Source organism: Streptomyces sp. NPDC049837 (assembly GCF_040674455.1).
In the GTDB taxonomy this organism is placed as follows: Bacteria; Actinomycetota; Actinomycetes; order Streptomycetales; family Streptomycetaceae; genus Streptomyces.
In genome coordinates, this window is the sequence record NZ_JBFAMP010000003.1 from 490,137 (window position 1) to 504,941 (window position 14,805).

Below are 14,805 nucleotides of genomic sequence, written 5' to 3' on the forward strand. Positions count from 1 at the left end.
ACGCGGCGAAGGGGCAGGATGTGCGGCCTCCCGAAGTGGCGACCACTTCGGGGCCTCCTGAGACGATGGAGAAGAATCAGACGAAGGAGACGGTGTGCGTGAACGCGGAGAGCCGCATCGACCGCGTCTCCGGTGACGAGCCGCTTCTCGCCGCACGCGTCCACCGGCCGTCCGACCTGCTGCGCCTGCTCATCGGCATCCTCGCGATCGGCGTCGTCATCGCCATCGCCGCCTTCGCCCACGCCACCACCACGGGCCTGGAAGAGGACATCAGCAAGGGCACCGGCCAGGCCCCCGACGTCTTCGTCAAGGTCGCCGGTCTCGTCTCCAGCATCGCCGTCCTGCTCGTGCCGGTCGCCTTCGCGATCGAGCGGCTGATCAAACGTGACGGGCTGCGCATCGCGGACGGCGTCCTCGCCGCCGTACTGGCGCACGGCGTCACCCTCGCCATCGACCTGTGGGTCGCCAGGGCCGCGCCCAGCACGATCCAGGAGGCGCTGACACAGCCGCAGCCGGGGGGCGGCCTTTCCGACCCGGTCCATGGATACCTCGCCCCCGTCATCGCCTATATGACGGCCGTGGGGATGGCCCGCAGGCCGCGCTGGCGGGTGTCGCTGTGGGTGGTGATCCTGCTCGACGCGTTCGCGATGCTGGTCGCCGACTACACCACGCCCTTCTCGATCATCCTGACCATCCTGATCGGCTGGACCGTCGCCTACGGCACGCTCTACGCGGTCGGCTCCCCCAATGTCCGGCCCACCGGCCAGACCCTCCTCGCCGGACTGCGCCACGTCGGCTTCCGCCCGGTCACGGCGATGCGCGCCGAGGACCTCACCGACCTGGCCGAACAGGGCGACCGGGGCCGGCGCTACCTGGTCACGCTGGAGGAGGGCCCCCCGCTCGACGTCACCGTCGTCGACCGGGAGCAGCAGGCCCAGGGCTTCTTCTACCGGGCATGGCGCCGGCTGACGCTGCGGGGCATCACCACCCGCCGCTCGATCCAGTCCCTGCGCCAGGCGCTGGAGCAGGAGGCGCTGCTGGCGTACGCGGCGATCGCCGCCGGCGCCAACGCGCCCAAGCTGATCGCCACCTCCGAGCTGGGCCCGGACGCCGTGATGCTGGTGTACGAGCACCTCGGTGGCCGTTCGCTGGACGCCCTGGACGACAAGGAGATCACCGACGAGGTCGTGCGGGGCGCCTGGCAGCAGGTGAAGGCACTCCAGTCGCGGCGTATCGCACACCGCAGGCTGACCGGCGACGCCCTTCTGGTGGATCGTTCCGGCAAAGTGATCATCACTGATTTGCGGGGCGGCGAGATCGCGGCCGGTGACCTGGTGCTGCGGATGGACATCGCCCAGCTCCTCACCACCCTGGGGCTGCGCGTCGGCGCCGAGCGGGCGGTCGCCGCCGCCGTGGACGCCCTCGGCCCGGACCGGGTCGCGGACTGCCTGCCGCTGCTCCAGCCGATCGCCCTGAGCCGCTCCACCCGCGCCACCCTGCGCAAGCTGGGCAAGGAGCGGGCCCAGCGGGAGCGGGAGGCGGTGCTGGCCGCTTCGGAGGCGGCCAAGCACGCCCGCATGGAGGGCCACGCCGACAAGAGCGAGGAGGAGAAGCGGGCCGACCGCAAGGCGGTACGCGCCGAGAAGCAGGCCGAGAAGCGCGCCCTGGAGGAGGCTCTGGAAGAGGCCCGCGAGGAGGACCTGCTGGTGCAGATCCGGCAGCAGGTCCTGCTCATCCGCCCCCAGGCCCCGGTGGAACCGGCCCGGCTGGAGCGCATCAGGCCCCGCACGCTCATCAGCATCATCGCGGGCGCCATCGCCGTGTACTTCCTGATCTCCCAGATCTCGAAGGCGTCGCTGTCCTTCTCCACGTTCGCCGAGGCGGACTGGGCGTGGGTCGCGGTGGCGCTGCTGTTCTCCGCGCTCAGTTACGTGGCGGCCTCGATGAGCCTGCTGGGCTTCGTGCCCGAGCGGGTGTCGTTCGGGCGGACGGTGATCGCCCAGGTCGCGGGGTCGTTCGTGAAGATCGTCGCCCCGGCGGCGGTGGGCGGTGTGGCGCTCAACACGCGGTTCCTCCAGCGTTCTGGGGTCCGGCCGGGGCTCGCGGTGGCCAGTGTGGGCGCCTCGCAGTTGTTCGGCCTCGGGGCGCACATCCTGCTGCTGCTGGCCTTCGGTTACCTGACGGGAACGGAGAAGACCCAGGACTTCACGCCGTCCAGGACCGTGATCGCGGGCCTGCTGACGGTGGCCGTACTGATGCTGGTCGTCACGGCCATCCCGGGCCTCCGCAAGTTCGTCGTGACCCGGCTGCGCACGCTGTTCGCGGGCGTGGTGCCGCGCATGCTCGACGTGTTGCAGCGCCCCACGAAGCTGCTCACCGGTATCGGCGGGATGCTGCTGCTGACCGGCGCGTTCGTCCTCTGCCTGGACGCGTCGATCCGGGCCTTCTCCGGCGGTGCGCAGCCGCTGAGTTACGCGAGCCTCGCCGTGGTGTTCCTCGCGGGCAACGCCCTGGGGTCGGCCGCGCCCACACCGGGCGGTGTCGGAGCGGTGGAGACCACGTTGACCTTCTTCCTCGTGGCCGTGGGCGGTCTGGCCACGGAGGTGGCGGCGCCGGCCGTGCTGCTCTACCGCCTGATGACACTGTGGCTGCCGGTGCTGCCGGGGTGGTTCGCGTTCAACTTCCTGACACGGAAGGGCGCCCTCTAGCGGCCGCCCGGCGACCGGTCACAGCGGCCCTCCGGCCACCCGCATGGACCTCGTCAGGGGCGCCGGACAGGACCCCGGCGCACCATGGGTCCATGACCACCCGCGCCGCCCGGCCCGCCGCCACCCGCACTCGACGGCGTGCCGCCGCGCGCGCCACCGGGCCCGCCACCAGGGCGGCCACGCGCTCCGCCGCCGTGCTCGCCGCCGCGACCGCCACCGTACTGATGGCCGCCGGCTGCTCGGACAACGGCGACCGGGGCGGCCGGGACCCGGAGCGGCCCACGGAGCTGGCCACCCAGAAGCTGACCTGGGACGCGTGCCCGGCCCCGTCCCTCCAGGAGGGCACGGGCACCGCCCCGTCCCCGCTGCCGGGCGGCACCAAGTGGGAGTGCTCCTTCATGCAGGCCCCGCTCGACTACGCGGACCCCGGCGGGGAGACGATCGAACTGGCGCTCATCCGGGCCAGGGCGACCGACCCGGCGAAACGTATCGGCTCCCTCATCTTCAACTTCGGCGGTCCCGGCGGCTCCGGCATCACCGGCCTGCCCTCCTTCGCCAAGTCCTTCGAATCCCTGCGCAGCCGCTACGACCTGGTCAGCTTCGACCCGCGCGGGGTAGGCCGCAGCGAGGGAGTGGAGTGCCAGGACGACCCCGAGCTGGACGCCTTCTTCGCGCTCGACTCCACGCCCGACGACGCGCGTGAGGAGGAGGTCTACCAGGAGGGCCTGAAGCGGTTCGCCGACGCCTGCGAGGAGAACTCCGGCGACACGCTCCCGCACGTCGGCACCGCCAACGCCGCCCGCGACATGGACCTGATGCGCCAGGTCCTCGGCGACGCCAAGCTGCACTACTTCGGCATCTCCTACGGCACCGAACTCGGCGGCGTCTACGCCCACCTCTTCCCCAAGAACGTCGGCCGGGCCGTCTTCGACGCCGTCGTCGACCCCACCGGCAGCGGCGAGCAGGGCGCACTCGGGCAGGCGAGGGGTTTCCAGCTCGCGCTGAACAACTTCGCCGAGGACTGCGTCAAGCGCGGCGCGGCCTGCAAGCTGCCGGGCAGCAGCGCCAAGGAGATCGAGGACTTCATCACCGACCTGCTCGCCAGGCTCGACAAGAAGCCCATCCAGGGCCTCGGCGACCGGAAGCTCACCCAGACCCAGGCCACCAACGGCATCGCCCAGGCCCTGTACTCCAAGCAGTACTGGCCCTACCTCGAACAGGGCCTCGACGAGGCGGACGGCGGCGACGGGGGGCTCCTCCTCGCCCTGTCGGACTCCATGAACGGCCGCGACCAGAACGGCGACTACAGCAACCTCCAGGCGGCCAACGCCGCCATCAACTGCGTCGACGACAAGGCGCGGTTCTCCGTGGAGCAGGCGAAGGCGAAACTCCCCGAATTCCGCGAGGCGTCCCCCATCTTCGGCCCCTGGCTCGGGTGGGGCCTGATCAGTTGCTCGCAGTGGCCCGTCCCCGGTACGTGGGAGCACCCGGACGTCAGCGCCCCCGGCTCGGCGCCCATCCTGGTCATCGGCAACACCGGCGACCCGGCCACACCGTACGCGGGCGCCAGGGCGATGGCGGCCGCACTGGGCAAGGGCGTCGGCGTGGAGCTGACGTACGAGGGCGAGGGGCACGGCGCGTACAGCATCGGCGACGCGTGCGTGAAGCGCACGGTGGACGCCTACCTGCTGGACGGCAGGGTCCCGAAGTCCGGGACGGTGTGCCCGTAGGGCTGTCGGTGACCCGGCCTAGGATGACTGTTCGGCACAGGAGTTTGGGGGACACATGTCCATGCGGGTACGGGCCGGAGGCCTGGCGGCCGCCGCGGCCCTGGTGGCCGGGCTGGTCACCGGCTGCGACAGCGGCGGCGACACGGACACCGGCAGCGGCCGGAGCGGCACCGCGAGGAGCGACGCGATGGCCTCCCTGCCCGCCGCTCTCACCGGCCAGAAGCTCGACTGGCGCGGCTGCGAGGCGCCCGAGGGCGGTGAGAAGCCCGGTCCGCAGTGGCGCTGCGCGAGCGTGAAGGTGCCCCTCGACTACGGGAAGCCGGACGGCGAGACGATCTCCATCGCGCTGATCCGCAAGGAGGCCCGCGACCGGGACCGCCGCATCGGCTCCCTGCTGTTCAACTTCGGCGGCCCGGGCGCCTCCGGCGTGACCGCCATGCCGCACGCGGCCAAGGAGTTCGAGCGACTGGGCGCCCGTTACGACCTGGTCGGGTTCGACCCGCGCGGGGTCGCCCGGAGTTCCGGGGTGGTGTGCCGCGACAGCAAGGAGCAGGCGGCCGCCCTGGCGCGGGTCGACCTCACTCCGGACACGCCCGAGGAAGAGGCCGCCTTCATGAAGGAAGGCGCCGACTTCGGCGCCGGCTGCGCCGAGCGGTCCGGCAAGGTCATCGCCCACGTCACCACGAGCAACACCGCACGGGACCTGGACCTCGTCCGGCATGTGCTCGGTGACCGGAAGCTCAACTACATGGGCTTCTCCTACGGCACGCAACTGGGCGGCACCTACGCCCACTTGTTCCCGCGCAATGTCGGCCGGACCGTCCTGGACGCGGTCGTCGACCCGACGGCGGACAGCGCGGGCCACGCGCGGAACCAGGCCATCGGCTTCCAGCGGGCGCTGAACAACTACTTCACGTCCACCGGCGAGGGCGCCGAGGCGGGCACCGCGCGCGTGGCGACGCTGCTCAAGAAGCTCGACCGCGAGCCGCTGTCCACCGTCGACGGCCGCGACCTCACACAGAGCCTCGCGCTCACCGGCATCGCCCAGACCCTGTACTCGGAGCAGATGTGGCCCTACCTCACCGAGGGCCTCAAGGAGGCCGAGGCGGGCAACGGCGACCCCTTGCTCCAGCTCGCCGACATGTACAACGACCGGGCGCCGGACGGCACCTATGGCACACAGGCGCATTCGCAGCGCGCCATCTCGTGCGCCGACAGCAGCAGCCGGCCAACGGTGGCCGAAGCCAAGGCGCTGCTCCCGGAGTTCCGGAAGATATCGCCGGTCTTCGCCGAGTTCATGGCCTGGGACACGGCCGGCTGGTGCGCCGACTGGCCCGTGAAGGGCGAGAGCGCCACACCGGAGGCGAGCGCCCCGGGTTCGGCTCCGATCCTGGTCGTGGGCACGACGGGCGACTCGGCGACGCCCTACGAGGGCGCCAAGAAGATGGCGGACGAGCTGGGTCCGGGCGTCGGCGTCCTCCTCACCTACAAGGGTGAGGGACACGGCGCGTACAGCAGCGGCAACGCGTGCGTGCAGGGCACGGTGAACGACTACCTGCTGGACGGCAAGGTCCCGGCGAGCGGCAAGACCTGCTCCTGAGCGCCATACGGCAACAGGGGGCCGGACCCGCCACAGGTCCGGCCCCCTGCCGTGAACGGCGCGGTCTAGTAGACCGGCTTCTCCGGCTCGATCTGGTTGACCCAGCCGATGACGCCGCCGCCGACGTGCACGGCGTCCGCGAAGCCCGCGGACTTCAGCACGGCGAGGACTTCCGCACTGCGGACACCCGTCTTGCAATGCAGGACGATCTTCTTGTCCTGCGGGAGGTCCTGGAGGGCGGTGCCCATCAGGAACTCGTTCTTCGGGATCAGACGGGCGCCGGGGATCGAGACGATCTCGTACTCGTTCTTCTCGCGAACGTCGATGATGTCGATGTTCTCGCCCTCGTCGATCCACTCCTTGAGCTGCTTGGGAGTGATCGTCGAGCCGGCCGCCGCCTCCTGGGCCTCCTCCGACACGACGCCGCAGAAGGCCTCGTAGTCGATGAGCTCGGTGACGGTCGGGTTCTCGCCGCAGACCGCGCAGTTCGGGTCCTTGCGGACCTTGACCTGGCGGTACTGCATCTCCAGGGCGTCATAGATCATCAGGCGGCCGACCAGCGGGTCGCCCACGCCGGCCAGGACCTTGATCGCCTCGGTGACCTGGATGGAGCCGATGGACGCGCACAGCACGCCCAGCACGCCGCCCTCGGCGCAGGAGGGGACCATGCCCGGCGGCGGGGGCTCCGGGTACAGGCAGCGGTAGCAGGGGCCGTACTCGGACCAGAAGACCGAGGCCTGGCCGTCGAAGCGGTAGATCGAGCCCCACACGTACGGCTTGTTCAGCAGCACGCACGCGTCGTTGACCAGGTAGCGCGTGGCGAAGTTGTCCGTGCCGTCGACGATCAGGTCGTACTGGCTGAAGATGTCCATCACGTTGTCGGCCTCGAGCCGCTCCTCGTGAAGGATCACGTTCACGTACGGGTTGATGCCGAGCACGCTGTCGCGCGCCGACTCGGCCTTGGAGCGGCCGATGTCGGACTGGCTGTGGATGATCTGCCGCTGGAGGTTCGACTCGTCGACCTCGTCGAACTCCACGATGCCGAGCGTGCCCACGCCGGCCGCGGCCAGGTACATCAGGGCGGGCGAGCCCAGGCCACCGGCGCCCACACAGAGCACCTTGGCGTTCTTGAGCCGCTTCTGCCCGTCCATCCCGACATCGGGGATGATCAGGTGGCGGGAGTACCTGCGGACCTCGTCTACGGTGAGCTCGGCAGCCGGCTCGACCAGGGGTGGCAGCGACACGGGGACTCCGTTGGTCGGTAGTCAGTACGGTTGTTCTTCCGTAACACTGCCACGGCCCTCCTCATTCCGAGACACCCGGTCCGATCTGCGAGACGATTTCGTCCCAGTAGCCGGGCAGAGCCGCGAATGGATCATTTTGTCCGGTGCGGTCGGCGGTCCGGTCGGTGAAGAAGATCGTCCCGGCGCCCTGCCAGCGGGCGATCCGCATCGCCTCGTCGAGATGGGTGCGCGGCACCCCGTGGACGAGGTGCGCGAACCGTTCCGGCGGGTGGTCGGCGGTCCACTCCGGCGCCTGTGACCAGCGGTACTCCGCCCACGGCCCGCAGAACGTCACGAGCTGGTCGGCGATCTCCGCGTACCCGGGATACGGATGGGAGCCGTGCCCCAGCACCAGGTGCCCGCCGTCGCCGCCCTCCAGGACCACCTCCAGCGTGGCCGTCGTACGCCGCACGGCGGCCAGGTCCGCCCGGTCCGTGGGACAGCGGTCCAGCAGGTAGCCGTCCACCAGGTACCAGTCGAGGTAGCGGTGCGCGTCGGAGACGATCTCGCCGAACGGGCGCGAGCCGTGGCGCAGGTCGAGGTGGCCCAGCACCCGGACGCCCGCGTTGCGCAGCTTTCCGGCCGCCTCCAGGCAGTGCGGGTCGGGCCGGGCCCCGGGGCCGTCCGCGACATTGAGGACGGCCCAGTGCAGGGGCGTACCCGGGCGGGTCAGCTCCGCCCACTCCACGGGGGCGAGCAGGGGGTGGGCGTAGCCGGGGACACCGAACCCGAGCCGTTCGGCACCGGTCGCGGAGAGCCCCGTGTCCGTGCTGATCAGATGCGGCATGCGGCCTCCATCCAGATGTCGGCCAGCGACTCCTCCAGGTTGATGCGGGGCCGCCAGCCGAGCCGGTCGCGCGCGGTGCGCACGTCGGCCTGCTGCCAACTGCCGCAGCCGTCGGGGTACGGGTAGGGCGTGGCGGACAGGTGGTCCGGGGCGCTGTCGCCGCGCTGGGCGCCGATGGACGCCATGGAGCCCATCGCCGACAGGGACGGCCTGGCCGGCGGCCCGTCCAGCTCGTGCAGGGCGCCCGTGTACCCGGCGACCCTCGCCAGGACGGCGGCCGCGTCGCGGAGCCGCACCGCACGGCCCGTGCCGATGTTGACGATCCCCTGCGCCGCCGAGAGCGAGGCGGCGTGCACGGCGCGCGCCACGTCGCGCACGTCCACGAAGTCGCGCTGCACGCCGAGGCTGCCGAGCTTGAGCTCGCCGTCGCCGGTCTGCATGGCGCGCCGCATGGCCTCCGCGAGCCGGCCGAGCGGCGACCCGGCGGGGGTGCCGGGCCCGACCGGCGAGAAGACGCGCAGGACGACCGCGTCCAGGCCGGAGCCGAGGACCAGCTCGGTGGCGGCCAGTTTGGACACGCCATACGGGCCGCCGGGGCGCGGCACCGCGTCCTCGGCGGTGGACGAGCCGGGCTGCGAGGGCCCGTACTCGGAGGCGCAGCCGACCTGGACCATGCGCGCCCCGCAGCCGCTGCGGCGCAGCGCCTCGCAGACGGTGGCGACGGCGACGGTGTTGTGCCGGGTCAGCTCGCGGGCGCCGCCACGGGTGGTTCCCGCGCAGTTGATCACGACACCGGGGTGGACGGCGTCCAGGAACCGGGTCAGCGCGCCGGGGCTTCCGCCGGCGAGGTCGAACCGTACGTCGGCGTCGTCGCCGCGCCCGAGCGCGGTCAGGTGGACCGCCGGGTCGGCGAGGAGCCGGTCGGCGACGAACCGGCCGAGGAATCCGTTGGCACCGAGCAGCAGCACCCTCATCGCGCGCCCCCTTCGCGCCGAGTGGCCGTTGCGGGGGTTTGGGGGGTCATGTCGGTTGTCTCCTTGAGCTGATGAGCTGGTGAAGGGTGTACGCGGGTACGGACCGGCTTTCAGGTGGCCGGTTCAGGTGGCGGTGGCGGTACCGCCGGCATGGGCGGAGGCGCGGGCCAGTACGGCGGTGGCGTGCGCCAGCAGGGCGAGGGTGGCCGCGCCGCACACGAGCGTCGGCACGGCCGCGGGACCCCAGGTGTCGACGGCCGCCTCGACGGGGCGGGCGAGCCGGTCGCACCCCGGCAGGCGGCCCGCGAGGACCGACGCCAGGGCGAGGGCCTCGGCGGCGGCCGCGCCGAGGAGCCCGGCGGCGGCGGCGCCGGGGAAGCCGTGGACGGTGAGCAGCCGGGCGAGGAACAGCAGGGTGCCGAGGGCGAGGGCGCCGCCGCTGAGGGAGCCGTCGTCGAGGGCGGCACCCACGAGCGCGAGCAGTCCGGTCAGGGCGGCCGTGTAGAGCGCGACGACCCCGAGGAGCAGCGGGCGGGTGCCGGAGGCGAACTCGGCCAGGCCCCGGCTGCCCGCGAGGCCGCACCGGGCCCGCACGGCGAAGAGGTGCGCGCACCAGGCCGCGGGGGCGACCGTGAGGGCGAGGCCGAGCAGCGGCGCGGGGTCCGTGGGCCAGGGCCCGTCCGGGCCGCCGGCGATGAGCTCGTCCAGCAGGCCGTCGCCGCCCACGGCGTACGCGAGCAGAAAGCCGGTCCACGCGCGCGTGCCCGGTACCGTGCGCCCGGCGACGCGCAGGGGGCCGCGGCGGAGGCAGACGGTGAGCGCCACGGCCAGCCCTGCCGCGCCGGCCGCGCCGACGGCCGCCCGCAGCGGCCCGCCGGTCAGGGCGAGGGCGACGACGGTGAGGGCACCGACGGCTCCGGGCAGCAGGTACGGCAGGGCGGCCCGGCCGCTCCACGCGGAGTCCGGGTCGGGTACGGCGGCGGTGCGGTGCGGCGCGTTGTCGTCACCGCGCGGCACGCGTGCGTACAGCTCCTCGGCGAGCGAGAACACGTCCCGGTGCCGGAACCGGGCGGCGGTCCGGTCGGTGATCCCGTGGGCCTCCAGCCCGGCGGCGATCTCCAGCGGGTCGACCGCCCGCTCGCACAGCTCCCGGTGGCGGTGCAGCAGCGCCTTCACCGGATCGCCCTGCCCCCGCCGGACGCCTCCGGGACGGCCACCCGCAAGGCCACCGCCCGCGTGGTCACCGCCCGCGTGGTCACCGCCCGGCCCGGGAGCGGGCTGCTCGGCAGCGGACCGCCCGGGAGTGCCCCGCCCAGGAGCGGACCCTCCGAGCGCGGGCTCCGACAGGACGGCCTCCGCGCGGCTGGCCCAGACGGCCTCGCCGAGGGCGGGCCTCCCGCCGTGGGGGCGGCCGCCCGGCATGGGTGTGCCTCCCTCAGACATGGCCGTCCGCCCTCCCCGCACCCGCGACGGCGCCCGCATAAGCGCCCACGCCCGCACGAGCGCCCCCACCCCCGCCCGTACTTCCGCCCGCCGGCCGCGGTGCGGCGGCCCAGGCCGGGGTCGTCGCGCCGCCCGAGCGGCGTCCGGTCCAGTGGCCCGGCACATGCGCCTCGGCCGGGTGCGCGAACGGGAGGAGCGCGCCGTCCGCACCGATGGCGTCCGCGTCGCGGTGCACGGGCGTGTGGGAGATGAGCTCCAGGTAAATGCCGTGAAATGCCGCGATGTTCTGCTCCACCGTGAACAGTTCGAGTGCGCGGGCGCGTGCGGCGGCGCCCAGCCGTTCGCGCCGCGCCGGGTCGCGCAACAGCGCGAGGCACGCGTCGGCGAGCGCCCGCGGATTGCGCGGGGGCACGACCAGTCCCGTACCGCCGATGACCTCCACGACCGCGCCCACGTCCGTCGAGACGGTGGCGCGTCCGCAGAGCATGGCTTCGACGAGGCTGACCGGGAAGCCCTCGACCACGCTGGACAGGACGGCCACGCCGGCCCCGGCGTACACCTCGGTGAGGGAGGGGGCGCAGGGGCCGCCGAGGTCCTCGAAGGAGACGGGGTTGTCGCCCACGGCGTGCGCGTCGGTGGCCTCGTCGGGGAAGAGCTGGGCGGCCAGCGCCTCGCAGTGCGCGCGGTACGTGGCGGACTCGGCGTCGCGGCCGGGCACGGAAACGATCCTGAGCCGGGCCGCCGGCACCTGCCTCCGTACCTCGGCGAAGGCGTGCAGCAGGCCGACGAGGTCCTTCGCGGGCTCGATCCGCCCGACCCGGACCAGCGTGTACGGATCGCCGCCGTCGCCGCTCTCGCCCACCGCGGCGAACCGCTCGGCCTCCATGCCCGGGTAGACGGTCCGCAGCCTGGCCCGATCGGCCCCGCACCTCTCCTGCCAGCGGCGGGCGTGGGTGTTGCCCGGCGTGATGACGGAGGCCTGCCGGTACACCTCGGCGGCCAGGCAGTTGTGGAAGGCGGCGAGCAGGGCGCGCACGGGAGTGCTCAGCCGCGCGTCGGAAGCCCCGAGGTAGTGCGCGCGCAGGTGTACGCCGTACTCCGTGACCAGCAGCGGAACGCCGAAGAAGCGTTTGGCCACCAGTCCGGGCAGGGCCGCCGTCCCGCCGGACGCCGCATGGCAGAGGTCGACCGCGCCCAGCCCGTCCTCGCCGTACCAGTCGGGAGACAGGGGGCGCAGGGCGCGCTCCAGGCGGTCGGCGAGAGCGAGGTGGTCGAGGACGGTGGCGCCGTGCACGCTCCGGCGTACGCCGCGCGTGCGGCAGGCGGACTCCAGGACGCGGACGGCGGCCTCCGACCGGAGGGCGGCGTGGAGGCCGCCGTACTCCCGGCCGAGCTCGGCCAGCCCGTACAGCCCTTCCGCGAAGCTCTCGGCGGCGGCGTCGCGCGGCCCGCACAGGGCGGCGGCGAGCTGCGTGAAGCAGGCGGTGAAGCGCCGGCGCTCACGCCTGCCGTACGCGCGCCCGCCGCGCCCCTCGTCCCCGGGGGCCCACAGCGGAGCCGTGCGGACGCGCCGCACCTGGGGCGGGAGCGGGACCCAGCCGGCGTCCTCCTGGCGGGCGCTCCGGCTCAGCGCGTAGACGTCGAATTCGTGCTGCGCGAGCCCGCGCACGAGCCGGTCGCACCAGAGCCTGGACTCACCCGTGACATACGGGTATCCACCGTCGGTGAGCAGTCCGATCCGCACGAGTACACCCCCGATCTCCCTTGTGTGCGGCCACCGTTGGTCCGGCGACTCACAGCGGGAAGAACGTAAGCGGATATGCCGGTGGCGCGATGGACGGTTGTCCGTTGCGCCACCGGAAGGGGTGAATGCTCGTAACTTTCCTGCACCCGTAGCGTTTCGACGCGCTAGAGGCGGCTACAGGCCACTACAGGTGAATTCGCCCGATCAACCGCCGGGGTACACCCAGGGGTTGGGGCGGCACTTGATGCCCTCGACCTCCAGCGACTTGGTCTGCTGCTGCATCACCGGCGCGAGCGCGCCCGGGGTACGGCAGTTCACGTGGTTGTGCCCCAGCCGGTGGCCGACCTCGTGGTTGATCAGCATCTGCCGGTACGGCAGCATCGCGTTGACGCCGTAGGTCTCCGAGCCCTGCGCCCACCGGTAGGCGTTGATCATCACGCGGTCGGTGGCGGCGGAGTCGCACGAGACGTTGTCGACGGTCGTGTCGAGCCCGGACTTGGCGCACCAGACGCCGGTGGTCCCGGGGCTCGCCAGGGTGATCACGAACTGCGGTTCGCCGCTGGAGATCCGCTCGAACGTCATGGCACCGCCGTGCGCCCAGCTCCGGTCGTCGTTCAGGGTCTCCTGGACGGCCCGTGCGAACAGCTCGGCGTCGAGCCCGAGACCCTTCTCGACGTCGATGCGGTAGCGCACCTTGTCCCCCTTGCCGGGTGCCGGGTCGGTCCCGGGTACCACCTCGAACTCGCCGGACCCCTTCAGCTTCGGGTCCAGCGGGAAGCGCTTGGCCATGAGCTGCGCGTACGTCGCCGGGGCGGCCGGCGGGGCGGCCTCCGGCGGGGCGCCGCGCTCGTCGGAACGGTCCGAGCGGGACCCGCTGCCGGGCTCGGGCACGCGCCCCGCGGCTTCGCCCGGCGGGCGGGAGGCGGAGCCGTCCGGTCCGGCGCCGGTGACCTGACCGGCCACGACGACGGCGAGGACGGTCGTGACGGCGGCGGCCGCGATGCCGGTGAACGTGCGCCCCAGGCCGGCGCCGCGCGCCTTCCGGACCTCTTCCCGGTCCTCTCCGGACCGGGGCTCATCGGGCTCGCCGGCCGGCGTCCCGGGCGGGGTGCGGTCGAAGGCCTCGACGAATTCGCGCCGTGGTCCGGGTATCCGGGCGCCGGCGCCCACTCCGGTCGCGGGGGCTCCGGGCGGGGCCGGCCGCGAGGCGGGTACGCCGCGCCAGTCGCCGTACCGGCCGGGCTCGCCCCAGCCGCCGCCGGGCTCGTGCTGCTCGGGGTGGCCGCCCCGTACGTGCTGCTGGGTGCTCTGGTGCTGGGGGTGCTGCTGGTGCTGCTGAGGGTGCTCGTACTGCTGGGCGCTCTGCGGCTGATGCGGGGGCTGCTGGTGGTGCGGTTCAGGGGGCGCCGCCGCGGATTTGCGCCGGCGTCCGGTACCGGGACGCGCCCCCTCGCGCACCGCGCCCGTGCCCTGTTCGGAGCCCTTAGGTACGGGGCCTTTGCGGCTATGTCGTCCCACGGCCCCGGATCAGCTCCCGTCTTCGTGGTCGGTGTCGTCGATCAGTTCCCGTACGGCCCGGGCGACCGTCTCCGGGTACTCCATCATCGCGACGTGCCCCGCGTCCGGAAGCGCCAGCAGCCGCGAGTCGCGGAACGCCGCCGCAGCCTTCCGCGCCATCCGGAACGAGACGAGCTGGTCACGCCCGCCGTACACCAGCAGCGTCGGCGCGAGCACCCGCTCCGCCTGCCGCCACAGCCCGTGCTGGCCGCCCAGCGTGTACGCGTCCACGATGCCGCGCGACGAGCGGGCCATCGCGTCCCAGAAGTACGGCAGCCTCAGGCGCCGTTCCATCTCCTCCACGGCGTTGCGGAAGCCCTCGTCGGTGACCCGCCCGGGGTCCCCGTAACAGAGGGCGAGCACGCCGCGCACCCGCTGCTCCGCCGTCCAGTCCCGGGTGAGCCGGGTGAACAGGGAGGCGACGCCGGGCAGCGCGAGCAGCGCCGTGGGCCACGCGCCGCGCTGGGCGCGCAGCTCGGGCAGCGCGGGCGAGATCAGCGTCAGCGTGCGGACGAGATCGGGGCGGACGGCCGCGACCCGGGTGGCGACGGCGCCGCCCAGCGAGTTCCCGATCAGATGGACGGGCCCGCGGGCCCCGGCGTCCAGCAGCCGGATGACCGTGCGGGCGTGCGCGGTCAGGGAGTAGTTGCCGTCGTCGGGCGGCGGGGAGTCGCCGAAGCCGGGGAGGTCGAGCGCCTCGCCGTCCACGATGTCCTCGAGCAGCGGCATCAGGGCCGACCAGTTCTGGGAGGAGCCGCCGAGCCCGTGCACGTACAGAGCGGGGGGCAGCCCGGTCCGCTCCGACGGCCGGTAGCGCACGTTCAGCGTCAGCCCGGGCAGCGTCACGGAGCGCAGCCGCTCCCCCGCCGCGACCCGTACGGCGCTCACGCGCGGCCCCGCCGCGGTGGCGGCGACGGATTCCGGCAGCTCGGTCGAAGACATGCGGCAATGTTACGAGACGATCACGCAGGCACCGATG

The 14,805-nt window shown here is 73.2% G+C and carries 10 protein-coding genes; 3 read left to right on the top strand and 7 right to left on the bottom strand.

Translation table 11 applies throughout. The features are described from left to right. The first annotated feature begins 65 nt into the window (after window positions 1–65). The 3 genes from AB0J57_RS10150 (at window position 66) to AB0J57_RS10160 (ending at window position 6,038) form a co-directional block, all read left to right on the top strand. Complete coding sequence (locus tag AB0J57_RS10150) at window positions 66–2,708, top strand: lysylphosphatidylglycerol synthase transmembrane domain-containing protein (protein ID WP_366127573.1); 2,643 nt, start codon at window positions 66–68, stop codon at window positions 2,706–2,708. Window positions 2,709–2,932: 224 nt separating this feature from the next. Further along, complete coding sequence (locus AB0J57_RS10155; protein WP_366127824.1) at window positions 2,933–4,438, top strand: alpha/beta hydrolase; 1,506 nt, start codon at window positions 2,933–2,935, stop codon at window positions 4,436–4,438. Window positions 4,439–4,493: 55 nt separating this feature from the next. After that, window positions 4,494–6,038, top strand: a complete 1,545-nt coding sequence (locus AB0J57_RS10160) for an alpha/beta hydrolase (protein ID WP_366127574.1) — start codon at window positions 4,494–4,496, stop codon at window positions 6,036–6,038. A 65-nt stretch (window positions 6,039–6,103) separates the two neighbouring features. Here the strand turns inward: AB0J57_RS10160 and moeZ are convergent, their stop codons facing one another. From moeZ to AB0J57_RS10195, 7 genes are all read right to left on the bottom strand, one after another. Further along, window positions 6,104–7,282 (bottom strand): adenylyltransferase/sulfurtransferase MoeZ, encoded by a 1,179-nt coding sequence (gene moeZ / locus AB0J57_RS10165; protein WP_366127575.1) that lies wholly within the window; start codon window positions 7,280–7,282, stop codon window positions 6,104–6,106. Window positions 7,283–7,343: 61 nt separating this feature from the next. Beyond that, the gene (locus tag AB0J57_RS10170) at window positions 7,344–8,108 is read right to left on the bottom strand and encodes a spherulation-specific family 4 protein (RefSeq protein ID WP_366127576.1); all 765 of its coding nucleotides are present in this window, start codon (window positions 8,106–8,108) and stop codon (window positions 7,344–7,346) included. Next, window positions 8,096–9,082, bottom strand: a complete 987-nt coding sequence (locus tag AB0J57_RS10175) for an NAD-dependent epimerase/dehydratase family protein (protein ID WP_366127577.1) — start codon at window positions 9,080–9,082, stop codon at window positions 8,096–8,098. The genes AB0J57_RS10170 and AB0J57_RS10175 overlap by 13 nt, the downstream gene beginning before the upstream one ends. A gap of 123 nt (window positions 9,083–9,205) precedes the next feature. Next, on the bottom strand, window positions 9,206–10,525 hold the full coding sequence (locus AB0J57_RS10180; RefSeq protein WP_366127578.1) for a hypothetical protein: 1,320 nt from the start codon (window positions 10,523–10,525) through the stop codon (window positions 9,206–9,208). After that, the gene (locus AB0J57_RS10185; RefSeq protein ID WP_366127579.1) at window positions 10,518–12,269 is read right to left on the bottom strand and encodes a DUF3492 domain-containing protein; all 1,752 of its coding nucleotides are present in this window, start codon (window positions 12,267–12,269) and stop codon (window positions 10,518–10,520) included. Before AB0J57_RS10185 ends, AB0J57_RS10180 begins: the two co-directional genes overlap by 8 nt. A gap of 204 nt (window positions 12,270–12,473) precedes the next feature. Further along, window positions 12,474–13,787, bottom strand: coding sequence for a DUF3152 domain-containing protein (locus tag AB0J57_RS10190; protein WP_366127580.1), 1,314 nt, complete (start codon window positions 13,785–13,787; stop codon window positions 12,474–12,476). A 9-nt stretch (window positions 13,788–13,796) separates the two neighbouring features. Then, window positions 13,797–14,768, bottom strand: coding sequence for an alpha/beta fold hydrolase (locus AB0J57_RS10195; RefSeq protein WP_366127582.1), 972 nt, complete (start codon window positions 14,766–14,768; stop codon window positions 13,797–13,799). Window positions 14,769–14,805: the final 37 nt, after the last annotated feature.

Bases quoted from the DNA above. Each gene is read 5' to 3' on its own strand.
- AB0J57_RS10175 (WP_366127577.1), bottom strand. From the start codon at position 9,082: ATGAGGGTGCTGCTGCTCGGTGCCAACGGATTCCTCGGCCGGTTCGTC.
- AB0J57_RS10150 (WP_366127573.1), top strand. From the start codon at position 66: ATGGAGAAGAATCAGACGAAGGAGACGGTGTGCGTGAACGCGGAGAGC.
- AB0J57_RS10180 (WP_366127578.1), bottom strand. From the start codon at position 10,525: ATGTCTGAGGGAGGCACACCCATGCCGGGCGGCCGCCCCCACGGCGGG.
- AB0J57_RS10170 (WP_366127576.1), bottom strand. From the start codon at position 8,108: ATGCCGCATCTGATCAGCACGGACACGGGGCTCTCCGCGACCGGTGCC.
- AB0J57_RS10155 (WP_366127824.1), top strand. From the start codon at position 2,933: ATGGCCGCCGGCTGCTCGGACAACGGCGACCGGGGCGGCCGGGACCCG.
- AB0J57_RS10195 (WP_366127582.1), bottom strand. From the start codon at position 14,768: ATGTCTTCGACCGAGCTGCCGGAATCCGTCGCCGCCACCGCGGCGGGG.
- AB0J57_RS10160 (WP_366127574.1), top strand. From the start codon at position 4,494: ATGTCCATGCGGGTACGGGCCGGAGGCCTGGCGGCCGCCGCGGCCCTG.